Annotated in this window: 16 protein-coding genes and 1 other RNA gene; 7 read left to right on the forward strand and 10 right to left on the reverse strand. The window is 73.4% G+C overall.

What is annotated here, in order from left to right:
• Positions 1–284 precede the first annotated feature (284 nt).
• Positions 285–3,143, forward strand: coding sequence for a septation protein SepH (sepH, locus tag P696_RS58590; protein ID WP_245628004.1), 2,859 nt, complete (start codon positions 285–287; stop codon positions 3,141–3,143).
• Between the two features lie 97 nt (positions 3,144–3,240).
• Here sepH and P696_RS51505 read toward each other — a convergent pair whose 3' ends face one another.
• Positions 3,241–4,677: a PH domain-containing protein gene (locus tag P696_RS51505; protein WP_245628005.1), complete on the reverse strand. Its 1,437-nt coding sequence runs from the start codon at positions 4,675–4,677 to the stop codon at positions 3,241–3,243.
• 92 nt (positions 4,678–4,769) lie between these two features.
• Positions 4,770–5,303, reverse strand: coding sequence for a PH domain-containing protein (locus tag P696_RS0140595; RefSeq protein ID WP_026416805.1), 534 nt, complete (start codon positions 5,301–5,303; stop codon positions 4,770–4,772).
• A gap of 309 nt (positions 5,304–5,612) precedes the next feature.
• Here P696_RS0140595 and P696_RS0140600 point away from each other — a divergent pair, with 309 nt between their 5' ends.
• Complete coding sequence (locus P696_RS0140600) at positions 5,613–6,602, forward strand: daunorubicin resistance protein DrrA family ABC transporter ATP-binding protein (RefSeq protein WP_026416806.1); 990 nt, start codon at positions 5,613–5,615, stop codon at positions 6,600–6,602.
• Complete coding sequence (locus tag P696_RS0140605; protein WP_026416807.1) at positions 6,599–7,411, forward strand: ABC transporter permease; 813 nt, start codon at positions 6,599–6,601, stop codon at positions 7,409–7,411. Before P696_RS0140600 ends, P696_RS0140605 begins: the two co-directional genes overlap by 4 nt.
• Positions 7,412–7,442: 31 nt before the next feature.
• Here P696_RS0140605 and P696_RS51510 read toward each other — a convergent pair whose 3' ends face one another.
• Together P696_RS51510 and P696_RS0140615 are read right to left on the reverse strand one after the other, a co-directional pair.
• On the reverse strand, positions 7,443–10,928 hold the full coding sequence (locus P696_RS51510; RefSeq protein WP_064744320.1) for an AfsR/SARP family transcriptional regulator: 3,486 nt from the start codon (positions 10,926–10,928) through the stop codon (positions 7,443–7,445).
• A gap of 114 nt (positions 10,929–11,042) precedes the next feature.
• Entirely contained in the window at positions 11,043–12,404 is a 1,362-nt protein-coding gene (locus tag P696_RS0140615; protein WP_026416808.1) for an NAD(P)/FAD-dependent oxidoreductase, read from the reverse strand.
• Positions 12,405–12,862: 458 nt separating this feature from the next.
• On the opposite strand from P696_RS0140615, the gene P696_RS51515 reads away from it, so the two are divergent.
• The 3 genes from P696_RS51515 (at position 12,863) to P696_RS51520 (ending at position 18,516) form a co-directional block, all read left to right on the forward strand.
• Positions 12,863–13,474 carry a YbhB/YbcL family Raf kinase inhibitor-like protein gene (locus P696_RS51515; protein WP_034489735.1) on the forward strand — a complete coding sequence of 204 codons (612 nt, stop codon included), beginning with the start codon at positions 12,863–12,865 and terminating at the stop codon, positions 13,472–13,474.
• A gap of 271 nt (positions 13,475–13,745) precedes the next feature.
• Positions 13,746–15,941 carry a hypothetical protein gene (locus tag P696_RS58980; protein WP_157430232.1) on the forward strand — a complete coding sequence of 732 codons (2,196 nt, stop codon included), beginning with the start codon at positions 13,746–13,748 and terminating at the stop codon, positions 15,939–15,941.
• A 238-nt stretch (positions 15,942–16,179) separates the two neighbouring features.
• Complete coding sequence (locus P696_RS51520; protein ID WP_245628006.1) at positions 16,180–18,516, forward strand: SulP family inorganic anion transporter; 2,337 nt, start codon at positions 16,180–16,182, stop codon at positions 18,514–18,516.
• 82 nt (positions 18,517–18,598) lie between these two features.
• Here the strand turns inward: P696_RS51520 and P696_RS51525 are convergent, their stop codons facing one another.
• Complete coding sequence (locus P696_RS51525) at positions 18,599–18,838, reverse strand: hypothetical protein (RefSeq protein WP_034489589.1); 240 nt, start codon at positions 18,836–18,838, stop codon at positions 18,599–18,601.
• A 228-nt stretch (positions 18,839–19,066) separates the two neighbouring features.
• On the opposite strand from P696_RS51525, the gene P696_RS0140640 reads away from it, so the two are divergent.
• A complete protein-coding gene (locus P696_RS0140640; RefSeq protein ID WP_026416810.1) occupies positions 19,067–19,513 on the forward strand; it encodes a group II truncated hemoglobin in 447 nt (148 codons plus the stop codon).
• A 123-nt stretch (positions 19,514–19,636) separates the two neighbouring features.
• On the opposite strand, the gene P696_RS0140645 is transcribed toward P696_RS0140640, so the two are convergent.
• From P696_RS0140645 to P696_RS0140660, 5 genes are all read right to left on the reverse strand, one after another.
• The gene (locus tag P696_RS0140645) at positions 19,637–21,967 is read right to left on the reverse strand and encodes a right-handed parallel beta-helix repeat-containing protein (protein ID WP_084339009.1); all 2,331 of its coding nucleotides are present in this window, start codon (positions 21,965–21,967) and stop codon (positions 19,637–19,639) included.
• Between the two features lie 122 nt (positions 21,968–22,089).
• Positions 22,090–22,471: RNase P RNA component class A (rnpB, locus tag P696_RS53525), an RNA gene on the reverse strand.
• A 55-nt stretch (positions 22,472–22,526) separates the two neighbouring features.
• Positions 22,527–23,627 (reverse strand): bifunctional RNase H/acid phosphatase, encoded by a 1,101-nt coding sequence (locus P696_RS0140650; RefSeq protein WP_026416812.1) that lies wholly within the window; start codon positions 23,625–23,627, stop codon positions 22,527–22,529.
• Between the two features lie 13 nt (positions 23,628–23,640).
• Complete coding sequence (locus P696_RS0140655; RefSeq protein WP_026416813.1) at positions 23,641–24,384, reverse strand: zinc ribbon domain-containing protein; 744 nt, start codon at positions 24,382–24,384, stop codon at positions 23,641–23,643.
• Positions 24,381–25,199: a Nif3-like dinuclear metal center hexameric protein gene (locus P696_RS0140660; protein WP_026416814.1), complete on the reverse strand. Its 819-nt coding sequence runs from the start codon at positions 25,197–25,199 to the stop codon at positions 24,381–24,383. The genes P696_RS0140655 and P696_RS0140660 overlap by 4 nt, the downstream gene beginning before the upstream one ends.
• Positions 25,200–25,370 lie beyond the last annotated feature (171 nt).

Genomic DNA, 25,370 nt, shown 5'->3' on the forward strand with positions numbered 1-25,370 from the left:
GAGTCGGCCCCCCGGGGACGCGCCGGACGGGCAAGCTTGGTCGGACGGCCCTCTTCACCGCCGTGATGAGGGCTTTGAGAGCGGCGATGTTCGGACATGCCGGGTACGGTGCTGGCAGCAGGTGTGTCCGAAAGAGAGACTCGGGAATCCGGGGGAAGGGCACGCATGCGCCCCTGGTGGGGACCGAACGACCGGCCGATGCGAGCGCGGGGAGGCGGACTCGCGAACGGGCGTGTGGTTCGGCACCCCTCCGGTGCCGTTGGGACAGGGCAGGAAGGACACGCATGCAGGAGCTGCGCCTCGTCGCGGTCAGCGAGGACGGTACGTACCTCGTCCTGGCCACCGCGGGCCGAGGCACCCGGTTCACCCTGCCCGTCGACGACCGGCTGCGCGCAGCCGTGCGAGGGCACTTCTCCCGCCTCGGCCAGTTCGAGATCGAAGTGGAGAGTCCCTTGCGACCCAAGGAGATCCAGGCTCGCATCCGGTCCGGCGAGACCGCGGAGGAGATCGCCGAGTCGGCGGGCATCCCCGTCGAACGCGTCCGCTGGTTCGAGGGTCCGGTCCTGCAGGAACGCGAGTACATGGCCCAGCAGGCGCAGCGGGTCGCGGTGCGCCGTCCGGGCGAGACCCAGCCCGGCCCGCCGCTCGGCGAGACCGTCGAGGAGCGGCTCGGCCGCGGCGGCGTCGACCTCGAGGAGGTCGAGTGGGACTCCTGGAAGTGCGAGGACGGCACCTGGCGGATCCGGCTGTCGTTCTTCGAGGGCGGACGTCCGCACGCCGCCGAGTGGTCCTTCGACCCGCGCCGCCGGTTCGCCACCCCGCTGGACGAGGTCGCCGCGCGGCTGACCTCCGTCGAGTGGGACGACGAAGCCCTGTCCGACACCGTCACGCCGCTCGTCCCGCGCCGTCCCGCGATGAAGGTCGTCTCCGACTCCACCGCGTCCGCCCGCGCCCGCGGCCTGCCCGCCGACGACCACGGCGACTCGCGCCGCGCCTTCGACCCGTTCTCCGACGACGCCCCGCGCACGCTGGACGGCGTCCCGCGCGAGTTCCCGGTCCGTCCCGACGCCCCCGCCGCGCTCCGCCGCGAGGACCTCCCCGCCGCCCGTCCCGACCTGGACTCCGCGTCCCGTGACATCGCCGCCCGCGAGGCCGTGGCCCGTGAGGCCGCCATCCTCCGCGACACCGCCATCTCCCAGGACACCGACTCCCTCGCCCCGCGCCGCGCCGCGTCCACCCGCTCCTTCGCCGACGACCCGCGCGACACCGAGTCCCTCCGCACCGCCGAGGGCGCGTACGCGGACGACCCGCCGCGCCGGTCCCAGCCGATCCGTCCCGCCGACGGCCCCTACCGTTCCGAAGGCTCACGCACCACCCAGTCCCAGCGCGCCGCCGAGGACGACCACCCACGCACGTCCGCACGCGCCTACGAGGACGAGTACGGGCCCGAGGCTGCGCGTGGCTCCGAGAGCACGCGCACGACCCGCGACTCGCGCACACACGAAGGCGAGTACGCGACCGAGGCGTCCCGCACGCCTCAGAACACGCGCAACTCGGACGACCCGCGCGCTACCGAGGGCGCACGGACGACGCAGAACGCACGCACCACCGAAAGGTCCAGTGCAAGCGAAGCGTCCCGCGCGGCTGACGACGACTACGCAGAGCAGGGCGCACGCAGGGCCCGGACCGAGCGCGCTTCTGACGACGACTACGCAGACGAGGGCACGCGCAGAGCCCAGAACACGCGCACGTCCGGCACGGCCTCCGCGTCCGAGGACCCGCGCGCAGGCCGGAGGCTGGACGCGGTCGAAGACACCCGCGCCGTTGAGGACATGCTGACGGCTGAGGGCCCGCACGACGCCGGAGACACCCGCACGACCCAACGCGCACGGACGACCGAAGACGCCCGCGACGCCGAGGACGCCCGCACGCCCGGAGACCCGCGCGACGCCGCAGACAACCGCTTCGCCCAGCGCACGCGGACGACCGAAGACGCGCGCGACACCGAAGACGCCCACATGGCCGGGGACCGGCGCGACGCCGCAGGCACCCGTGCCGCCCAGGGCGCACGGACGTCCGAAGACGCGCGCGACGCTGAAGACGCCCGCACGACCGGTGGCCCGCGCGACGCCGCAGACAACCGCTCCATCCAGCGCGCCCAGACGCCCGAAGACGCGCGCGACGCCGAGGACGCCCGCACGGCCGGGGACCGGCGCGACACCGCAGGCACCCGCGCGTCCGACGGACGCGCCGTTGAGGGCTCGCGCGACGCTGACGACTTCTCCGACGCTCAGGACGCGCGTGCGGGTGAGCGTTCACGCGATGCGCAGGACGCGCGCGCAGGTGAGCGGTCGCGCAGTGCGCAGGACGCGCGCGACGCTGAAGACATTCGCGCGGGCGAAGGCTCGCGCAGCGCTCGGGACCTGCGGGCTGCCGAGGAATCGCGCGATGTGCAGGACGCGCGTGTGGGTGAGCGGTCACGTGGTGCGCAGGGCGTGCGGGACGCTGAGGACATTCGCGCGGGCGAAGGTTCGCGCACCGCTCGGGACATGCGGGACGCCGAGGATTCGCGCGACGCCGAGAGTGCGCGGGCGGACGAGAATCTGCGCGCGCGTGAGGGCTCGGACGCGCGGGCCGAGGACGAGCTGACCAGCGCGTCCGCATACGACGATGCAGAGGACGTGGCGGCCGAGGGCACGGGCCTTGGCGGGGAGGACGACGACGCGCCCGCGCGCGACGCTGAGAGGACGCGCGGTGGCAAGGTCGCGGCCTCCAGGCGGAAGGCCGCGGCGGACGACGACGTGCGCGACGCCGAGGAAGCGGCGGAGCGCGAGGCCGCGGCCAAGCTGCAGGACGAGGAGGCCACGCGCAAGGCGGCTGCTGCCGCGACGCGCAACGCGGCGTCCGCGAGCGGCCGGGACGACGTCGAGGACGACGCGGACGCCGAACGTCCGGTGCCGCGCTCGCACCGTCCGGCGGCGAAGAAGTCCACGCGTCCGTCGATGCCCGCCGCGGCGACCGAGAAGCCCGCCGACACTCCGGCCACGCAGCGCCCCGCGCGCGCCCGCCGCAAGGCGAAGGGCAAGCGCGCGTCCGTCCCGTCCTGGGACGAGATCATGTTCGGGGCCCGCCGCCCCGAATAAGCCCGCCCGCCTCAGCGCCCGGCTCCCCGAGGGGGCCGGGCGCTCGCGTTTCCGGCCCCGCGCGAACACCGTTTCGCGTGGGGTCGTTCTGTGCGTGTCAGGTGCGCTTCGGTCGACGACCGCGCGAGGGCTTCGGGGCGCGGGGCGGGGCCAGGAAGGGGGTGATCCAGTCGGGGGTGATCGTCCAGGCCATGGCCAGGGCGTCGGATTCGGACATGTCCACGGCGGCGCAGCCGCCTTCACCGGCGCCGACGGCGGCGTGGAGGGTGGCCAGGCCCGCGCGGCGCTGGAAGAGCGTGCGGCGGACGCGCCAGCCGACGATCGCGTCGTGTTCCACGATGTACTGGCGGCGGCGCAGGGAACCGGACCGGACGGTCAGGCGGACGCCGTCGTCGGCGTGGCCGAGCTGGCGGTAGCGGTCCAGGCCCAGCGGGACGGCCATGAGGGCGGCGACCAGGCAGACGACGGCGAGCCACAGGTTCCCGGCGAGGGCGCACAGCGCCGCAGCCCCCAGGGCCGGGAACGTGGCGCGCACGAGGCGGCGGCCTCGGGCCGCGTGCGGATGCGGGATCAGGGGCGCCGGAACGGGTCCGAGGACGCGGGAGGCGAGCGTGACCGCGACGGAGCGGGGGGCCGCGGGCAGGAGGCGGCCCCGGTGGGCGGCGTCCCCCAGGCCCGTGACCAGGGCGCCGAGCCGGACGACGCCCGCGAGGCGTTCGAAGGGGTTGTCGGACAGTTCGACGCCGCGCACCCGGCGGCGTTCCAGCGCGACGCTGCGGCGGGTGACCAGGCCGCGTTCGGCGACGATCGAGCCGTCCCGCTCGTAGACGGTGAAGTCCCAGTTGAACAGGGTGAACGCGATGACCGAGGCGACCGGCATCGCGACCAGGAACAGCATGATGACCAGGACGACGACGCCGGTGGGCAGGCCCGCCGCGTCCCGGCCGAGGCGCTCGACGCGGTCGCGGGTGATCAGTCCGAGGTCGTCGCCGAGGTTGTAGAGCGTGCCGAGGAGGCTTCCCGCCACCGCGAACGGGGTCAGCAGGTACGCACCGCTCAGCGGCGCGTAAAGGAACCAGCGCGGACGGATGTGCGCGAGTTCACGACGCCGTTTCACCGGCTGCGGGGCCTCGGCTCCGCGGGCGCGCGCGAGGAGGACCCGCCGGAGCCGTTCGGCCTCGCGCTGCGCCACCGCGTTGAGCACGATCTCGCCGCCGTCCGCGCCCGCGTCCACGTGGACGATCGCGAGGCCCAGGAGCCGGTGGCCGAGGGTGGAGGAGATGTCCACACCCCGGATCCGCTCGCGGGGGACGCTTTTGACCGTCCGTCCCACCAGGGCCCTGCGCGTCTGGAAGCGGTCCTCGTGAACGTGGTAGGTGAACGTGGCCCACGTGCCCACGTGCCACGCCAGCCCGAAGGCGAGCCCTATGAGCGCGAAATAGAACGCCGTGGACATGCCGCCGACGAGGAGTCCCGTAGCGCCCGCGCCCACGAGCGCGGCCATCTCGCGGGCGGCGCCGACTACGAACGTCAAAGGGTGCAGACGCCGGATGGGCGCGTCCAGGGGGGACCGTGCCCGCGGGGTTTCGGCGGGCGGGACGGGAGCCGAAGCGTCCTGCGGCGTGGTCACGTGGCGTCGTCGCTCAGGTCGTGTGCGCGGTGCGCGAGGTCTTCGGCGAGGCGGGTGGCGACCGCCACGGGAAGGCCGGACACCTCGGACGAGCCCGTGTGCGACGCCGTGTGGACGCGCAGGCGCGCGAGGCCGAGCAGCCGTTCGAGCCATCCCTGCTCGGTGTGGACGTTCTGGATGCGGCTCACGGGGACGAGGAGCCAGTCGCGGGTGAACCAGCCCGTCCGGGTGTAGACGACGTCCGCGCTGACCTCCCAGCGGTGCACGCGGTAGCGCCAGACGGGCGCGACGGTGACCGACAGGACGCCGATGACCCCGACCACGACGGGCAGCCAGCCGACGTGCGCGGTCACCCAGCGTGGCACGCCGTCGCGGGGCCGGCTCCCGAGCCAGGCGGCGACGCCCCAGGACAGGCCGAAGCCGAGGCCCCAGAACAGCAGGTACTCGATGGCCCAGTGCGCGATGGCGCGTGGCGAGACCCTGTTCGCGGGCTCCCTCAGCCTCACCGCGTGGGTGCTCCGCGCCGTCACGTCTCGCAGTCTATTGCCCGGACGGCGCCCGTCCCCGGACCGGTCCGCCGGATCGGCGGTCCGCCAGGCCAGAGTCGGCGGCCGATTTTGTCAGACCCGGGTGCGACGGTGACACTGGTCGATTCGGTGAGGACCCGGGCGTACACCCGGTGGCCCGGCGAAGGCCCGCACCGCTGTCAGCGGGAGATCAGCGTCCTGACAGCGGGCGCGGGAAAACTGGATGCGCATCGACCCGGACATTGCCTAGGTTTGTCCGCCGCTCCTCCTGTGAGCCCGGCGGGTCCGGAATGCGACGACGAAGGAGGCCCCATGTCCTACGCGATCCAGGCCGAAGGTCTGGAGAAACGGTTCGGTGAGACGCGCGCCCTGTCCGGGGTGTCGCTGACCGCCGAACCCGGCACCGTGCTCGGCGTCCTCGGCCCGAACGGAGCCGGGAAGACCACCACGACCCGCATCCTCGCGACCCTGATCGAGCCGACGTCCGGGCACGCCACGGTCGGCGGCTACGACGTCGTGAAGCAGGCGCACCAGGTGCGCCAGCTCGTCGGGCTGACCGGCCAGTACGCCGGGGTGGACGAGATGCTCACCGGCACCGAGAACCTGGTCATGATCGGCCGGCTGCTCGGCCAGTCCCGGCGCGCGTCCAAGGCGCGGGCGGCCGAACTGCTCGAGCGGTTCGACCTCGTCGAGGCCGCCGGGCGCCCGGCCAAGACCTACTCGGGCGGCATGCGACGCCGTCTCGACCTGGCCGCCAGCCTGGTCGGCCGCCCGCAGATCCTGTTCCTGGACGAGCCGACCACCGGCCTCGACCCGCGCTCCCGCGGCGGCCTGTGGAACATCGTCCGCGGTCTCACCGCCGACGGCGTGACCGTCCTGCTGACCACGCAGTACCTGGAGGAGGCCGACCAGCTCGCCGACGACATCGTCGTCATCGACCGCGGCCAGGTCATCGCGCACGGCACCTCCGACGCGCTGAAGGCGCAGGTCGGTGGGCAGGTGCTCGAGGTCCGTCCGGTCCAGGCGTCCGACGCCGAGACCGTCACGGCCATCGTCGCCGACCTCTCCGGCGCCACCCCCGAGACGGTGGACGGCCTGGTCAGCGTCCCGATCACCGATCCCGCGCTGATGCCCGCCGTGGTCCGCCGCCTGGACGACGCGAACGTGCCGGTCGGCGAGCTGTCGCTGCGCAAGTCCAGCCTGGACGAGGTCTTCTTCGCCCTCACCGGCCACCACACCGACGACGTCGACGCCGAGGCGGACGAGCTCGTCCGCGCCGAGACGGAAGGAGCCCGCGCGTGACCACCGCCGCGCTCGCCCCCGAGCATCCCCTCACCCGGCGGGTCTCCCCCGCCGCCGCCGTGCGCCACACCGCCACCCTGGCCTGGCGCAACCTGGTGCAGATCAAGCACAACCCGATGGAACTGGTCGACCTGTCCATCCAGCCGATCATGTTCGTGCTGCTGTTCGCGTACGTGTTCGGCCCGTCCATGACCGGGAGCGTCCAGGCGTACCTGCCGGTCGTGATCCCCGGCATCATCGCCCAGAACGCCCTGTTCGCCGGGATGAGCACGGGGTTCGGCCTGAACAGCGACCTCACCAAGGGCGTCTACGACCGGTTCCGCAGCCTGCCGATCGCCCGCTCCGCCCCGCTCGCCGGACGGATCATCGCCGACACCGTCAAGCAGGCGTGGTCGATGTTCATCCTGCTCACGGTCGGGTTCATCATCGGCTTCCGGATCCACACCAACCCCCTCGCCGTGGTCGGCGCGTTCCTGCTGCTGCTCGCCTTCGCGATCCTGTTCTCCTGGACGTCGGTGTTCATCGCGATGAAGGTGAACGAGCCCGAGAAGGTGCAGATCTTCGGGTTCGTGGTGATCTTTCCGCTGAGCTTCCTCAGCACCGCCTTCATCAAGTCGACCCACGGCATCCCGGACTGGCTCGCCTGGGTGATCCGCAACAACCCGGTCACCCAGCTGGTCGAGGCGATGCGCGGCCTGCTCCTCGGCGGCCCCGTCCTGGACCACGCCGTGGTGGCGCTGGCCTGGGGCCTCGGCATCACGCTGATCTTCGCCCCGCTGTCGCTCCGCGCCTTCAAACAGCGCGCCTGACCCTCCGCGGCTGATTCTCGCGCCGCACCGGCTAGCCGGACGCCGGTCGTGAGCCGCCTCCGGACGCCGGTTGTGGGCCGCTCGAAACCAGTGGGCCGTACGGCTTGGGCCCGGGTAGGTCGTAGGTTTCGAGGAGGTCGTCGAAGGTGCGGGCGCGGCCACGGGCGAAGGACGTCTCGAAGGACGCGTCGCCCAGTTCGGCGCGCAGCGTCCCGGCGAGGGCGACCGCGTCGGGCTGGGAGAGGTCGGGCCCGCCGCGCAGCGCCTCCGCGTGGCCGAGGAGCTCGGCGGCGCGGGCCGGGTCGCCGTCGTGGTGGGCCATGGCGGCCAGCCCGCACAGGACGGTCGCGACGATCGGGAAGTCGGGGGCCGAGGACGCCCGCCTCAGGGCGTCGTCCAGACGAGGGCGGGCGGCGTCCGGGTCGTCCACCTCCAGGTCGCAGAAGGCCCGGGCCACCAGCACCATCGCCTGGAACTGCGGCGACCCGGCGAAGCCCCCGGTCGTCTCGATCGCGTGGTCCAGCAGGCGGGCGGCCCCGGCGAGGTCGCCGCGCCGACGGGCTATCAGCGCGGACGCGTGGTATATCGCGGCCGTCCCCTCGATCGACCCGGTCCGCTCGACCTCCCGCAGCGCCGCCGCCAGGATGCGCTCCGCCCGGTCCAGCTCTCCGAGCAGCGTGTGCTGGACGGCCAGCTGCATCTCGGTCTGCAACATGATCATCGGGCCGCCGCCGAGGCGCCCGTTCAGCCGGACGGCCTCCTCGTACAGCCGGACCGCCTCGCGGTGCTCGCCGCGCCGTCCGAGCAGCTCGGCCTGCCCGGTGAGGGTGAACGACAGGCCCCACCGGTCGCCCGCCTCCCGGAAGGCCTCCTGCGCCGCGGCGAAGTACCGCTCCCCGGAGTCGGTCCGGCCGAAGTTCAGCTCGACGTGACCGGCGATGAACCGGCCGAGGCCGCGGACCCACGGGTCGGGGTCGTCCACGAGCGGGGTGAGCCCGTCGAGCACGCGCGTGCTGAGGCCCTCCGCGTACATCCCCATCGTGACGGTCATGATCCGCAGCACCGGGTGCACCGCCTCGCCGTCGGGGATCTGCTCCGCGAGCTCCTTGGCGCGCAGCAGCCACCCGTTCGCGTCGGCTTCCTCGCGGGCCGAGCCGTCGAACACGACCATCGCGCCGAGCGCGAACGTGCGCGCCGTCGCCTCCCCGGACGGCAGGCCCGGCATGGCGGCGAGCGCGGCCACGCTGTCGATCGCCTCGTTGACCCGTCCGCCCAGGAACCAGTACCAGCCGAGCGCGGCGGTGAACCGGATCGCGAGCGGCGCGTCCCCGCGGTCGAGCGCCCAGCGCAGCGCGGCGTGCAGGTTGTCCTGCTCGGCGTTGAGCCGGGCGATCCAGACGACCTGCTCGTCCCGGGTGAGGTGCGGCTCGGCGGTCTCGGCGAGTCCCGCGAAGTACTCGGCGTGCGCGCGCCGGACCCGCTCCTCCTCGCCCGCCTCGGCCAGCCGCTCCAGCCCGTACGCGCGGATCGTCTCCAGCATCCGGTACCTCGGCACGCCGTCCGCCCCGCCGGTGACGACCGTGACCAGCGACTTGTCCACGAGCGCGGCCAACACGTCCAGGACGTCCCCCACGAGCACTTCCCCGGCGAGCACGTCCCCGCCGGACGCCGCAGACCCGCCGGACGCGGCAGACCCGCCGGACGCGGCTGACGCAGCGGACGCGTTGGACCCGCCGGACGCGGCAGACCCGCCGGGCGTGGCGAACGTATCGGGCGTGGCGGCGCAGACGGCCTCGGCGGCGTCCAGGTCCGCGCCGCCGGGGAAGGCGGCGAGGCGGCGCCAGATCACGCGTTCGCGGGTGTCCAGGAGGTCCCAGCTCCACTCGACGACGGCGCGGAGCGTCCGGTGCCGGGGCAGGGCGGTGCGGCTACCCTCGCGCAGCAGCCGGAAACGGTCGTCCAGGCGGTCGGCGACCTGCGCGAGGGTGAGCGCGCGGAGCCGCGCCGCGGCGAGTTCGATCGCGAGCGGCATGCCGTCCAGGGCACGGCAGATCCGGACGGCGTCGGCGACGTTCTCCCCGGTCACCGCGAAGCCCGGGGAGACGGCCGCGGCGCGGTCGGTGAGCAGCCGGACGGCGGGGTACCCGGCCGCGCGGTCGGCGTCCGCGTTCACCGGCGGCCGTTCGAGCGGCTCGACCGGCCAGAGGGCCTCGCCGGTGACGCCGAGCGGCTCGCGGCTGGTCGCGAGGATCCGCGCGCCGGGACAGTCGGCCAGCACCCGGTCGGCGAGCCGCGCCGCCGCGTCGAGCAGGTGCTCGCAGTTGTCCAGGATGATCAGCGGGCGCCGTCCCGCGAGCGCCCCGGCCAGCCGGTCCAGGGGGTCGGTGCCCTCAGGCGCGGTCAGCCAGCCGGACTTGGTCGACAGCAGCGCCACCTCGCGCAGCCCCATCGCCGTGAGCACGGCGGACGGCACCTCGCCCGGATCGGTGACGGACGCGAGCGGCACGAACCACACCCCGTCCGGCGCGAGGCGCGCCGCGTGCCGTCCCGCCTCCAGCGACAGCCGCGTCTTGCCCGCGCCGCCGGGACCGGTCAGCGTGACGAACCGTCCTCCGGAGAGCATCGCGCCGACGTGCCGCAGGTCCTCGTCGCGTCCGATGAAGCTGGTCAGCTGCGCAGGCAGGTTCCCCGGAGGCGTCTCGGACCTCGCGCTCCCCTCCTCGGGGGACGCGGCGACCGCGCGCTCGGGGGACGCCGCGGCGGCGCGGGCGGCGAGGAGGGACGGATCCTGCCGCAGGACGGCCACGTGGAGATCTTCCAGGGACGGCGACGGATCCACGCCCAGTCCGTCCGCCAGGGCCGTCCGCAGCGACTCGTACTCGGCGAGCGCGTCCGCCTGCCGCCCGGACGCGTAGAGCACGCGGATCAGCAGCGCCCGCAGCGGCTCGCGAAGCGGATCGGCGGAGGCGAGCGCCTGCAGCTCAGGGACGAGATCACCGTGGCGTCCGGCCTCGAGATCGGCCTCGACGCGATCCTCGACGGCCGCGCGGCGCCGCTCGTCCAGGCGGGCGGACGGCGCGGACGCGAACGGCAGGTGCGCGGCGTCCTCGAGCGCGGAACCGCGCCAGAGCGCCAGGGCCTCACGAAGCGCGGACGCGCGGGCCCGGGCGTCCGGGACATCGCGCGCGGCGGCGACGCGGGCCTCGAACTCGTGCGCGTCCACGGCCTCGAGCGGGACGGCGAGCCGGTAGCCGCCCGGACGCGACTCGATCGCCTCCCGGCCGATCGCCGCGCGCAGCCGCGAGACGAGGGACTGGAGCGCGTTGGGGGCCCCGGCGGGCGGATCGTCCTCCCAGAGGTCGCCGATCAGCCGCTCGGCCGGGATCGTCCGACCGGGTTCCAGGGCGAGCCGGGTCAGCAGGACGCGCAGCCGCGCCCCGCCGAGCTCGACGATCTCACCCCCGGACCGGTCGTCCCCGCGCCGGACCTCGACCGGCCCCAGAATCGCTATCCGCACGTCCCGATTGTCCCTGAAACGACGACACCCCCGGCGCGGTACGGCGTGCCGGGGGTGTCGTGGGACGTCGTCACCGGAGGCGGACGGGTCCGCCGTCACCGGTGACGATCTCGGTCAGGAGGCCTTCTGCTTGGGCTTGGCGTCGTCCAGCGCGGCCAGTTCGAAGTCGGCGCGCGGCTGCTCGACGGTGGCCAGCGAGACGGTCTCACGCTTGAGGAACAGCGCGAGCGTCCAGTCGGCCAGGACGCGGATCTTCCGGTTGAAGGTCGGGACCATCAGGCCGTGGTAGGTCCGGTGGAAGAACCAGGCCGGCCAGCCCTTGAGCTTGAACCCGAGCGGGTTCGCGACGCCCTTGTGCAGGCCGAGTCCGGCCACGGCGCCGAGGTTGCCGTGGACGTACGGCTTGAGCGACTTGCCGCGCAGCGAGCGGACGATGTTCGCGGCCAGGACCTTGGACTGCCGCAGCGCGTGCTGGGCGTTCGGCGGGCAGAACATGCCCTCCTGGGTGAGGTCCGGGATGGCGGCGTTGTCGCCCGCGGTGAACGCGCGCACCATGCCCTCGATGGTGAGGTACTCGGTGCCCTTGATGCGGCCCCGCTCGTCCAGCGGCAGGTCGGTATGCCTGACGACCGGCGACGGCTTCACGCCCGCGTTCCAGACCAGCGTCCCGGACGGGAAGCGGCTGCCGTCCGACAGCTCGATCTCGCCGCCGACCGCCGACTGGAGGAAGGTCTTCAGCTTCACGTCGATGCCGCGGCCGCGCAGCTGCTCGGCCGTCCACTTGCCCATGTCCGGCCCGACCTCGGGAAGGATCCGGTCGGACGCCTCCACCAGCACGAACCGGAGGTCCTGCGGAGTGATCTTCCGCATGTACCTGGTCGCGTCGCGGACCATGTCCTCGACCTCGGCGATCGCCTCGACACCGGCGAACCCGCCGCCGACGAACACGAAGGTCAGCGCCTTGCGGCGGATCTCCACCTCGTCGGTCGACTCGGCGACCTCGAGCTGCTCCAGCACGTGGTTGCGCAGGTGGATGGCCTCACCGACGGTCTTGAGGCTGAAGCCCTCCTCGGCCAGGCCGGGGATGGGCAGGATCCGGGGGACGGCGCCGGCGGCCATCACCAGGTAGTCGTAGTTGATCCGCTCCGGGGGTCCGGCGAGCGGCTGCACGATGGCCCAGCCCTCGTCGTGGTTCAGCTCGGTCACCCGCGCCTTGCGCACGGTGCACCTGGGGAGCACCCGGCGCAGCGGGACGACGACGTGCCGCGGGGAGATGTTCCCCGCCGCGGCCTCGGGAAGGAACGGCTGGTAGGTCATGTACGAGTTGGGGTCGACGATCGTGACCTTGACCTCGCCCCGCTTGAGCTCGCGCTTGAGCTTCTTCTGAAGCCGCAGCGCGGTGTACATGCCCACGTAGCCGCCGCCCACGATCAGGATGTGGGGAGCGCCAGGGGTGCCCTCGGCGGTCCTGGCCATCGCGGCCTCCTCGTTTCACTGGTGCTTGTGAAGGTATTCACAAGCTACCTCCGGATTTGCCCTGCCTTGATGAGCTAACAAGCTGAAGAAGGTCAGTTGTTTCCGGAGTGGGAAACTTGGAGCGTTGTAACGCCGTGAAACACGTCACGTCTTTACCATTCTAGGGCACCGATGGGACTCAACTCACATGAGCGAGATCACAGCGACCGCCGTGGGCGCCGCCGTCCCCGTGAGCGTCGAAAGACCCGATCCACCCCGCCGGAACCCCTAGGGTTGGGGCGGACCTGGAAGGGGGCGCGGCCTGGGCTCGCGCACCGCCGAGACGAGGGGACAACGGTGGAGCGCGGCGTAGCATCTCGCCCGGGAGCGTATCGACGATGAACAGCATCTCTCCGAACCGACGCAGCCACATGAGCGACAACGCACGGCCCCACGCGAACGCGCCGGTCCGTCCGGACATGAGAGCCGGATCACGCGCCGCGGGCCACCGGCGTGGACGGCGTGCCGCGGCCGTCGCCGCGGCGGTGACGGCGCTGGCCGCCGGCCTGTCGGGGTGCGGGCTCATCGGGCAGCCCCAGAACAAGAGCGCCGAGCTCGCGGAGTGGTTCACCGTGACCAGCCCCGTGTTCCGGGATGGCGGCGACTTGCCCGCGCGGTACGCCTGCGCGACGTACTCTGGTTCCGCCGCGCTGGGCAGGACCCCGCCACTGCGCTGGTCGGCGGGCGGCGTCCGGAACGCCCAGTCCTATGCGATCGTGGTGGACGACCCGGACGCCACCGGCGGCACGTACGTGCACTGGGTGGTCGCCGGGATCGACCAGGCGCAGCACGAGCTCGTCGAAGGAGGACGGCTCGGCACGATGGTCGAGGCGCGCAACACCGCGAAGAAGGTGGGCTACACCGCGCCGTGTCCGCCGAAGGGCGAGCGGCACCGGTACCGGTTCACCGTCTACGCGCTGGACACCAGGGTTCCCTTCACGAACGGGGCCACGCTGAAGGACGCGCTGGGCGACATCGCCAAGCACACCGTCGGGCGGGGCAGGATCACCGGGAACTTCGGCGACAAGTAGACGCGTTCCCCCGGAGACCTTCGGGTCGCCGGAACCGTACTGAGGAGTACGGACCCCGAGGGGACCGGAGGACAGGGGCGTACCGGACGGCCCGAATCGGCCGTTCGGAACGCATCGGGTGAGGGATTATGTGCGCGAAAGGTGTGACAACGGTCATAGCGGTCGGACAGAATCGGTTGAGGTCCGCCGGGTACCGACCGCGCACGATGATCGGGACCGACCCGCGGTCCGCGCTGGCGACTCTCGCCGGGCCAAGACAATGGGTGGTGGCATGACTTCTACAATCGTGGTCTTCGGCCTCGTGCTGGTCGTGGTCCTGGTGGTCGTCCTGGTGGTCCTGGGCCTGCGGGCCCGGGGCGACGGCGGGGACGCCGACGACAACTGGACGGCCGAGGACGAGCGGCCGCGCGACCGCGGACGGGGTCGCCGGCGTGCGCCCGAGCCCCAGCCCGGCGGTTACGACGACGGATACGACCAGGGCTTCGACGGCGCCGACCAGGGGTTCGAGCAGGGCTTCGAGCCCGGCTTCGACCGCCGTGTGGCCGGTCCCGGCGGAGACGTCCCGGTCGCGGGTCCGTCCCCGATGGCCGCCCCCACCGGCGGGCAGATGCCCCCGGCCCCCGGCGCTCTCGCCGGTCCGGGTGGCCCGGGTTCCGCGGGTCAGGGATTCGTCGGCGGGCCGAACGCCGTCCCCGACCCGTTCGCCGTTCCCAGCGGCCCGGGAGGGCCGGGCGGCCCCGGCGACCAGTTCGGCGGCCCCGGCGCTCCGGGCGGGCTCGGCGGGCCCGCCTCCCAGACGCAGCAGGCCCCGCCGCCGCAACCGGTGGCCGCGCCCTCCCCGCCCCCTCCGCCGCCGTCCGGGCACGGCGACGAGATGGGCGACGACGACTACTGGGCGACCATCACCTTCGACAAGCCGAAGTTCCCCTGGCAGCACGACAAGCGGGACGACATGGACGGCTCCGACCCGTCCGGCGACCCGCTGCACGCCACCGGCGGACAGCACCCGGGCGGCGCCCCGGGCGGTCCCGGTGGTCCGGGCGGACCCGGCGGTCCCGGTGGTCCCGGTGATCAGTTCGGTGACCAGCAGTACGGCGACCCGGGCATGGTCGGCGACCCGGCGATGACCGCCACGCTCGGCGGGGACGCCGGATTCGGCGGCGGTCCGGCGGGCACCGGCCCGCAGGGGATCCCGTCGCCGTTCGCCCAGGGCGGCAACGGGCTGTCGAACGACCCGCAGTCCGGCCCGTTCGGCGCCGACCCGTCCGCCACCGCGCACGACCCGCTGCCGGTGATCGACCAGGGCGGGCCGCAGTCCCCGTACGGGCCGACGGGCGAGCACCCCGCGTTCGGCTCCGGCGGCTCCGTGCCGCCCGACCAGCACGTTTACGGTGAGGCGTCGTCGTCCGGCTCCGGCTTCGGCGACGGATCCGGTTTCGGGCAAGGCGACGGCGGCGGCTTCGGGCAGAACGACGGTTCCGGTTTCGGGCAGTTCGGCACGTCCGGCGACCCGTCGTACGGCACCTCCGCCGAGCCCCAGCAGCCCGCGTACGGCAACACGGGCGAGCTTCCGTCGTCGTACGGGAACGAGTCCTATGGGAACGAGCCGTACGGGAACGACCCGCTGAACACGCGCGGAGGATCGTCCGGGGACGGCTACGACCGTCCGGCGGCGGCGTCCGGCGCGGACCCGCTGGGCCTTCCGCTCGGCGGCGGCCTCGGCGAGGACACCTCCGGGTACCGGTCGCCCGCGGCCGACTCGGGCACCGGCGGCTGGAGCACTCCGGCCGCTCCCCCGCCGCCCGCGGCCCCGCAGCCCGCCGCCTCGGGCGCGTCCGGCGACGACACCGGCGAGGGCAAGCTCCCGACCGTGGACGAGCTGCTCCAGCGCATCCAGAGCGACCGGCAGCGCACGACCCCGGACCCGTCCGGGTCGGGGATCGGCGCGGACAAGCCGTTCGGCAACTCGATGGGCGACCCGCTGAGCGACCCGCTCGGCGCGCCGCCGTTCAGCGGCTCGAACGGCCCGTCGGGCTCGTCCTCGGGCGGCCAGTCGACCGGCGGCTACCAGGCCGCGCCGACCTACAACGACTCCGCGTACAACGACTCGTCCGCGCGCTACGACGACCCGCTGGCCTCGAGCCGCGACTCGTTCGGCGGCGGCCTGGGCGCGCCCGGCGGCCAGTCCGCGACCGGCTCGACCGGGGAACCGGGCCGGTACGGCGACTTCGGCGGCAACGGCTACGGCGGCAGCGACCCGCTCCCGTCGCACGACACGGGGCCGCGTCCGGCCGGGTCCTTCGACCCGAACGCCACCCAGGCGTACGGGTCGGGCTACTTCCCCGGCAACGAGTCCGGTGGCGGCAACGGCTCCTACGGCAACCCGTCCTACGGCGGCAACAACCAGGACCAGCAGCCGCCCCAGCAGCAGGACGACTGGCAGAACCACCGCGACTACCGTCGCTGATCCGTTCCGCCGAAGTGGCCGTCCCCGGTTCCCCGGGGGCGGCCACTTCGCTTGTGCGGCCCGTTGCCGTGCGGCTTGCCACTTGTGCGGCTCGTTCGCTTTGCGGCTCACCTGCCGGTTCGTCTGCCAGGTCGTCTGTGGGAGGGGTTCATGGATTCTGGAGCGTGACCGGACCCCGACTGTTTGAATGCGGAGCGTGACTGATTCTTCACGTACCGTTTCCCTTCTCCGTCATGACGTGGCCGCGTCGTTCGTGGTGTTCCTGGTCGCCGTCCCCCTGTCGCTGGGCATCGCGGTCGCGTCCGGGGCCCCGGTGGCGGCGGGCCTGATCGCCGCGGTCGTCGGTGGCGTCGTCGGTGGGCTGGCGGGCGGGTCGCCGCTGCGGGTCAGCGGGCCCGCCGCCGGGCTCGCGGTGATCGTCGCCGAGACCGCCCACGCGTACGGGTGGCGGGCGGCCTGCGGCGTCACCCTGCTCGCGGGCCTGCTCCAGATCGCGCTGGGCGCGGCGCGGGTCGCGCGCGCGGCGCTGGCCGTCTCCCCCGCGGTCGTCCACGGGATGCTCGCGGGGGTCGGGCTGACCCTCGTCCTGTCCCAGCTGCACATCATGCTCGGCGGACGGCCGCAGGCGTCGGCGACCGAGAACCTGATCGAGCTGCCAGGCCAGCTCACGCGCGCGCACGGCCCCTCGACGGCGGTGGCGCTGGGAACGATCGCCGTCCTGCTCCTGTGGACGTACGCGGGTCGTCAGCGCCGGACCCGAGACCGGAGGTCCACGCTGCCACTGGAGGCGCTCGTGGCCCTTCTGCGGGGGCCTGCGGCGGCGCCGTCGCGGGTGCCCGCGAGCGTCCCGCGAGTGCCCGCGGCCGTCCTGCGGGGGTTCACGGCGGTGTTGCGGGCGCCCGCGGCGGTTCCCGCGGTGGTGCTCGCCTCGGCCGGGACGTGGGCGCTCGGCTGGAACGTTCCGCACGTGGACATGCCGGACCGGCTGTTCGGCGGGTGGCGTCCGCCGGTCCTGCCGGACGCGCCGGTGCACGAGATCGTCGGCGCGGTCGCGGCCGTCGCGATGGTCGCGGCCGTCGAGTCACTGCTGTGCGCGGTCGCCCTGGAGCGGCGGCGACCCGATGGGACGCCGCGCGCCGACCTGGACCGGGAGCTGCTCGGGCAGGGCGCGGCGAACGCGGTGTCGGGGCTGCTCGGCGGGCTGCCGGTCACGGGGGTGATCGGCCGGAGCGTCCTCAACGTCGAGGCGGGCGCGCGGACGCGGGCGTCGACCGTCCTGCAGGGGGTCTGGATCCTGGCCGGGGCGGTGACCTGCGCGGCGCTGATCGAGCGGATCCCTCTGTCGGCGCTGGCGGGGCTGCTGGTGGTGCTCGGGTTCCGGCTGGTGGACCGGACCAGGCTGCACGACCTGCGGGACCACCGGGAGGTCCCCGTCCACCTGGCGACGGCGGCGGGCGTGCTCCTGCTGGGGCTGGGCGAGGGCGTCCTGATCGGGATGGCGGTGGCGGGGGTGCTGGCGCTGCGGCGGCTCACGCGGCTGACCGTCCGGGTCGAGGAGGCGGTGCCGAGCGCGGACGACCGGCCCGGCGAGCCCACCTGGCACGTCGTCGTGGAGGGGACACTCACGTTCCTCGGGGTGCCGCGACTGTCCCGGGCGCTGGCGGCCGTCCCGCCGGGCGCGGGGGTCGACCTGGACCTGAACGTCGACTTCATGGACCATGCGGCGTTCGAGACCGTCCACCACTGGCGGCAGGCCCACGAACGGCTCGGGGGCAGGGTCGACATCGACGAGATTCATGAGTCTTGGTATGAAAGAGCCGTGACAGGTGATTTGTCTGGTCAGCGCAAGTCTCCCCCGGGTTCCCGCTGGTGGGCCCCCTGGGCGAACCGCCGACGCCGTCCGGGGAGCGTCCCGGAGGCGTCCGGGAGGACGCCCAGCGACCTTCTGCTGTCCGGGATCCGCGAGTACCAGGGGCGGACCGCCCGCCTGGTCCGTCCGATCATGTCCGAGCTCGCCTTCGAGCAGAAGCCCGAGCACCTGTTCATCACCTGCGTGGACTCGCGCGTGGTGCCGAACATCATCACCGCGTCCGGCCCCGGCGACCTGTTCATCAACCGGAACGTCGGGAACATGGTGCCGCGGCACGGCTCCGTCCCCCCGGACGACTCGGTCGCCGCGACCGTCGAGTACGCCCTGAACGTCCTCGGCATCCGGACGATCACCGTCTGCGGCCATTCCAACTGCGGCGCGATGGCGGCGCTGCTGGCCGGTGGCGAGGAGATCGAGCACCTGCCCTCCCTCACCCGGTGGATCCAGCACGCCAAGCCCAGCCTCGCCCGGTTCGTCGCGTCCGAACCCGTCCCGGACCAGTCCCCGATGACCCGGCTGTGCCAGCTCAACGTCGTCCAGCAGCTGGAGAACCTGGAGAGCTATCCCTGGCTGCGGGCCCTGGTCGACTCGGGCGAGCTCACCCTGGTCGGCCTGTACCTCGACCTCGAGACGGCCGACGTGCACGTCCTGGACCGCGCGTCCGGAACGTTCGGCCCGGTCCGCGACGACCGCACGCCGGTCTGAGACGGGCCGGACGACCGCACGTCCGTCTGAGACGGGCCGTGGGCCGCCCCCGGGCGAGAGGGGCGGCCCGGCCCCCCGTCGGTCAGCGACCCACCAACTCCTCATCGCCACCGCGGGCGTACGGGGTTCCGGATTCCTGGGCGTACGGGTCCACGGCGCCCCGGACGTACATTCCGGTCACCCGGCGGGCCCGCCGGGCGCTCCGGCTGTCCGCCGGGCCGAACAGCGCGTCCCGCCGGCTCTCGCGGGCGAACTCCACCAGGTAGAGCAGCGCCATCAGCAGCGGGAAAAGCGCGACCAAGGCCACCAGCACGATGATCATCAGCGCCCCTCTCCGCGGGTCCCGTCCTCCGGGTCCCGCCGCCTCGCCGATCTCCCAACAGATCCGGCTGCGTACTTCGGACGGTAAGCGGCCCGTCCGTCCCGCTCTGTGTCGCATGACCCGATCCTCCTGAGTCACGGAACCCACGCGGAACGGGCCTTCCCAGCACTCCCGCGCAGGCCTACCCTCGGCACTGCCGACGTCCTCGAGATCCGGAGGTCCATGCCCGTGACCAGCCTCTATGAGCACGCGGGCGGCGACGAGGCCCTGCATCGCCTGGAAGAGGCCTTCTACACCAAGGCCCTCGCCGACCCCGTCCTGCGCCCGCTGTTCCCCGAGCGCGTCCCGACCCACGTGCCCAACCTGACCCTGTTCACCGCCGAGAGCTTCGGCGGCCCGGACCGTTTCACCCGTGAGCTCGGCTTCGACTACATGATCCGCGTCCACCGCGGCCTGCGCATCACCGACGAGCAGCGGCAGCGCTTCGCCGACCTGTACCTGGAGGCCCTCGACGAGGCCGGCCTCCCCAAGGACGAACCCTTCCGGCGGGCCTTCCGCGAACACGTCGACTTCGGCACCCGGGTCGCCCAGCAGAACTCCCACGCCGAGACCGACGCCGACCTCCACCCCCTCCGCGAGGTCCCCCACTGGACCTGGGACGGCGACCCCGACTAGGCGGGCCGCCGCACGCGCTCGCGCCCCACTCCGACCTTCGGAGCGGGGCGCGTGAGAACGGCCTACCGAACAGGGCTCCAGGACTTGCCGGTCATTCCGGGTCGCCAGGTTCCCTGCCCGGCGTCAGAACCCTTCCTGGCCGTCGGGCGACTCCTCGCGACTAGCCGCCTCATGGGGCGCCTCCTCGCGCGGCGGCTCGTTGCGCCCCGGCCGCGCGTTCGACACCCCTCTGCGCGACGCCCATGTGTGCGACGCCCTCGCATGGGACGGGCAGTTGCGCGGCGCACACTTGCGAGGCGTCCAGTTGCACGGCTTGCACCTGTGCCTCCACGGAGGCCGCTTGTGGTGCGGAGGCAGCTTGTGCGGAGGCTTGCTGACGTGAATGGTCACGCGAGCGGGGTCGCTGGCCACCTGGCGGCCCTGCGCGTCGGTTCCCGACGCCACGGCCACGTTGGTGACCACGCAGCCCTTGCCGTCGCCGTCCACCCAGCCCCGGCCACCGCCGACCGCCCGTCCTTTTCCTGTACCGCCCGTCCAGCCCTTGGCGTCATCGTCCGCCCAGGCGGTCTGGCACCAGGCGGTGATCCTGTACGTGCCCTGGCAGGTGGTGTCGGCCCCGGGCGCCAGCGTGGTCTCCTCGCAGGTGACGTCTCTGATCCGGTCGTCCCTGACCCGCACGTCGTGAAGCTCGGTGTTGCCGGTGTTGGTGACGGTGTAGGAGTACCGCACGTCCATCCCGGGCTTGTACGGGCCGGCCGTCTCGACGCGCTTGCCCAAGGTGATCGAGCCCTCCTCCGGCACGGGCTCGAAGTCCAGGCAGACGGTCTGGTGGTCGATCGTGGCGCAGATCGCCTCGGGCCGCGGCTGGCCGCCGGGCCAGGTGGTGGTAGCGTGCAGCGACGCGTCGGTGAACACCTGACCGGGATCGACGCTGCCCGGATCGGCGGCGAAGTGGGTCGTCACCGGCCGGAAGAACGGGCCACCCGGTGCGCCGCCGTCGGAGTCGTTCCGGAGGCTGGCGGTGATCTGGGCCTGCTGACCGGCGGCGATGTCGGCGGGCACGGAGCGGATCGTCAGGACCAGCCAGGGCCGGTAGTCGGCCTGGCCGCCCGCCGACCCGGACACGTGATCGCAGCCCGAGCCGTCCGGCATGTGGTTGCAGGCCCACCAGTTGAGCCGCGCGTCGATGTTCGCGGCGGCGGCGTCGTTGACCAGGCCCTGCCGGTCGCCGTTGTCGACGATCCGGTTGTACCGGACCGTCATCGGCCCGCTGTAGGTGCCGTCCGCGACGAGGATTCCGGCGCTCCCGGACCCGGCGATGGTGTTCTGCGTGATCGTGGCGTCGGTGCTGCGCGTCGCCTGCCCGCGCGGGGTGAAGCCGATGGCCCCGTAGCCGGAGTCGGTGATGAGGTTGTTCCGCACGGTGACGCCGCTGGAGTTGGAGATCTCCACGCCGTAGCGGCCGGGGACCGTCGCGGTCCGCTCGATCGTGTTGTCCTCGATGCTGATGCCGGTGTTGGTGAACGCGGCGAACCCGGTGAAGAGCAGGACGCCGCCGCGGGTCTTGTCGGCGATCGTGTTGTGCGTGATCGAGACGCGGTGGCAGGCGCCGGACACCTGGACGCCGCTCCAGCCGCCGACCATGCTGTTCCGGGTGACGACGACGTCCGAGAGGGCGACCAACGTGACCGGGAACTCGCCGTCCATGTCGTTGTCGGCGATGGTGATGTCACCGGTCCCCCCGGCGACCTCGCCCCCGGAGATGTTGATCGGCGAGTTGCCGTTGCCGTGGAACGTGCTGTCCGTGAACGTCGCGTTCCTCAGCGGCCGGTAGGTGAAGACGCCGTTCCCCTCCTGTCCGGGATGGAGCGTGACGTTGTTGTTGTCGACGAACAGGTTCCGCCGGAAGACCGAGGCCGTCGCGCCGTTGGAGGACGGGGCGAACCCCTTGAGGTTGTTCGAGAAGACGTCGTTCTCGACCCGGTAGCCGCTGAAGCCCTCGCCGGTGGTCAGTCCCGCGCCGTCGGCGTTGCCGGTGAAGGTGAACCCGTCGACCGAGATCCCGTTGGCCTGCGCGACCCACAGGTCGTACCGGATCGGGGTGGTGGGCAGGGTCGTGATGACCGTCTCGTCCGCGCCACCGGACGCGCGGGTGCGGGCGTCCACACCGGCCTGGGCGCCCTCGAAGCGCAGGTCGGCCTTCCGGATGATCAACGGGGTGGTCATGACGTAGGTGCCCGCCCGCACCCTGATGGTGTCCCCGGAGGCCGCCTCGCCGTAGGCGAACGGGACCGACGCGCACGGCGCGGCCGTGGAGCCGCATCCCGACGCGTCGTTCCCGGTGGTCGCGACGTTGATCACGGTCGCGGCGGCGGCCGGGGACGCGGCCGCCACCACCGGGACCACTCCGCAGAGCGCCCCCACCAGGAGATGAACGAGCCATCGTTGGGTCATCGCAGGAGCTCCACCCAGATCGACATCACCGACGGTGCTTGATCATTCACTGTAGGTAGCATGACCGTGATGGACGCGCAACACCCAAAGCGCGGACACGCCGCAGGTGGGAGGGGGTGGGGCGGACGAGTCGGCCTGTAAGCCGGGTTCTGTGCCGTCCCTTGCGGGGCGGTGACGGCCATCCATCTCGGGCCGCCGTTGCCGGCGGCCTCCAGCGGTCTACCCGCAGGCCTCGGGCGGGCCGCCCTCGAACGCCTGCGCGGGAAGCGTCGCTTCCCTTCTTGACCTTGCTCCGGGTGGGGTTTACCTGGCCGCCCACGTCACCGTGGGCGCCGGTGAGCTCTTACCTCACCGTTTCACCCTTACCACCTCGCGGTGGCGGTCTGCTTTCTGTGGCACTGTCCCGCGGGTCGCCCCGGGTCGGTGTTACCGACCACCCTGCCCTGTGGAGCCCGGACTTTCCTCGACGGGGCGATGCCCCGACGCGGCCGTCCGGCCGGCTCGTCCGCCGTGGGTCAAGGGTACCGGTTTCGGAGGGCGGCTCAGCGCGCCGGACGGGTCAGGCGTCGAGGTGGTGGACGTCGTTGAAGGCGCGCAGGGTCGCCGGGCCGTCGTCGTACCAGTCGACGCGGCTCAGGGACGCGGTGTCCAGGTGCATCCGGTACAGGGACGAGAGCGGGGCGCCCAGGGCGTCCGCGACGAGCAGCTTGATCGGCGTGACGTGCGAGACCACCAGGACGCGCTGGTGCCGGTAGCGGACCTTCAGCTTGTCCAGGGCCGTCCGGACGCGCCGGGCGACGGCCTCGAAGCTCTCGCCGCCGGGCGGGGCCACGGACGGGTCGGCCAGCCAGGCGGTGAGGGCGTCGGGGTCGCTTTCGGACGCCTCGCGGAAGGTGAGGCCCTCCCAGGCGCCGAAGTCGGTCTCGCGGAAGCCGTCCTCGACCCGGATCTCCAGGCCGGTGACGGCGGCGACCTCGGCGGCCGTGGCGCGGCAGCGGTCGAGCGGCGAGGTCACGATCGCCTCGACGTCCCCCACGGCCCGGGCGGCGGCGCGCGCCTGCGCGAGGCCGCGCTCGGTCAGCGGGACGTCGGAGACCCCGGCGAACCGCTTGTCGATGGACAGCGCCGTCTCGCCGTGCCGGAGCAGGAGGGTGCCGGTCGGGGCGGTCGTGGGGGCCGACCAGCCCGGGGTGGCCGCGGGGGCGGGCTCCTCCTCGGCGTGGGGCCGCCACACCTCGCCGCGCGCGGCGGCGTCCATCGCCTCGTTCGCGAGGCGGTCGGCGTGGGAGTTCCGGGCGCGCGGGATCCACTCGTAGAAGACCGAGCCGAGGCCGGAGGCGACCTCGCGGGCGCGCTCGGCCAGCGGGCGCATGTCCGGGTGCTTGATCTTCCAGCGGCCGGACATCTGCTCGACGACCAGCTTGGAGTCCATCCGGACCTCGACCCGGGCGTCCGGGTCGAGGTCGGCGGCGGCGGTGAGCCCGGCGATCAGGCCCCGGTACTCGGCGACGTTGTTGGTGGCCAGGCCGATGGCCTCGGCGGCCTCGGCGAGCACCTCGCCGGTCAGGGCGTCCTTGACGACCGCGCCGTAGCCGGCGGGCCCCGGGTTGCCCCGTGACCCGCCGTCCGCCTCGACGACGAGCCTGCGTCCGGCCGTCACCGGGCGTCCCGCGTCACAGGCCGGACTCGGCGGTGCGGACGAGGATGCGGCGGCACTCCTCGCAGCGCAGGACGTCGTCGTCGGCCGCGGCGCGGATGCGGTTCAGGTCGACGGTGTTGAGCGCGAGGTGGCAGCCCTGGCAGGAGCCCCGGTACAGGACGGCCGCGCCGACGCCGCCGAACTGGCCGCGCAGCTTCTCGTAGAGGGCGACCAGCTCGTCCGGGACGTCGCTCGCCACGCCCGCGCGGGCCGTGGTGGTGAGCCCGGCCTCCTCGTCGATCCTGGCCTGCTCGGCGCCGAGGCGCTCGTTCAGGGTGGCGAGGTCGGAGGCGGACTTCTCGGCCTCGGCGCGCAGGTCGTTGACCTTGGCCTCGGCCTCCTCGCGGCGCTCCATGACCTCCAGGACGATGTCCTCCAGGGCGGACTGGCGGCGGCCCAGGGACTCGATCTCGGCCTGCAGGGACGCCAGGTCCTTGGCGGAGGTGACCATGCCGGAGTCGAGGCGCTTCTGGTCGCGGTCGGCGCGGGTGCGGACCTGCTCGACGTCCTGCTCGGCCTTCTTCTGCTCGCGCTCCAGGTCGCCGAGTTCGGTCTCGGCGGCGACGATCTGGTCGCGCAGCTCGGTGCGGCGGCCGTCCAGCCGCTCGATCTCGGCGAGCTCCGGCAGCGTGCGGCGGCGGTGCGCCAGCCGGTCGAGCGAGGTGTCGAGCTCCTGCAGGTCGATCAGGCGCTGCTGGGCTTGCGGTGCGGCTTTCACTTCACTCCTTCGTTGTTGGCACCGTGCAGGCGCCAAGCGTCGGTGACCGCCATGGACACGCGGGTCGTCACGCCGAGCTCGCCGGTCAGCGCCGCGGCGGCGCCGGCCAGCCACGGGTGCTCGGTGGCCCAGTGCGCCGCGTCCAGCAGCGCCGGGCCCCCGGCCTCGACGAACTCCGACGCGGGATGGTGCCGCAGGTCGGCGGTGAGGTACACGTCGACGTCCGCCGCGCGGACGTCGGTCAGCAGCGAGTCGCCCGCGCCGCCGCAGACCGCGACGGTGCGGACGGGGCGTCCGGGGTCGCCCGCGGCGCGGACGCCCCAGACGGTGGCGGGCAGCCCGGCGGCGACCCTGGCGGTGAACTCCTCCAGGGTGATCGCCTCCAGCAGCTCGCCGATCCGGCCGAGGCCGCGGCGCGGGTCCTCGGCGGACGGGACGATCGGGCGCAGCTCCCCGGTCACGCCGACGGCGCGGGCGAGCGCGTCCGACACGCCCGGGACGGCGACGTCGGCGTTGGTGTGCGCGGTGAACAGCGCGACGTCGTTCTTGATCAACCGGTGCACCAGGCGGCCCTTGGGCGTGTTCGCCGGGACGCCGTGCACCCCGCGCAGCAGCAGCGGATGGTGGGTGACGATCAGGTCGGCGTCCCACTCCAGGGCCTCGTCCACGACGGCGGCCACCGGGTCGACGGCGAGCAGGACGCGGCGGACCTCCTGGTCCGGGTCACCGCAGACGAGCCCGACGGCGTCCCAGGACTCCGCCCAGGCGGGCGGGTACAGATCGTCCAGGACGGCGATGACTTGGGAGAGACGCACGCCCCGCAGGCTACCGCCCCGGAGGCCCCCAACCGAGCCAGCGACGCCCTGCGGGAGTCGCCGGCGCGCGCCGGCGAACGGCTATCGTGTGCTGATCCCGGGCCCGCCCACCCGGACGGTAGCCGGACGATCACGGTGGGCAGGTCTCCGGAGGACGGGAGGCACACCGGC

It is taken from the genome of Actinomadura oligospora ATCC 43269 (genome assembly GCF_000518265.1).
GTDB classification, from domain to species: Bacteria; Actinomycetota; Actinomycetes; order Streptosporangiales; family Streptosporangiaceae; genus Spirillospora; species Spirillospora oligospora.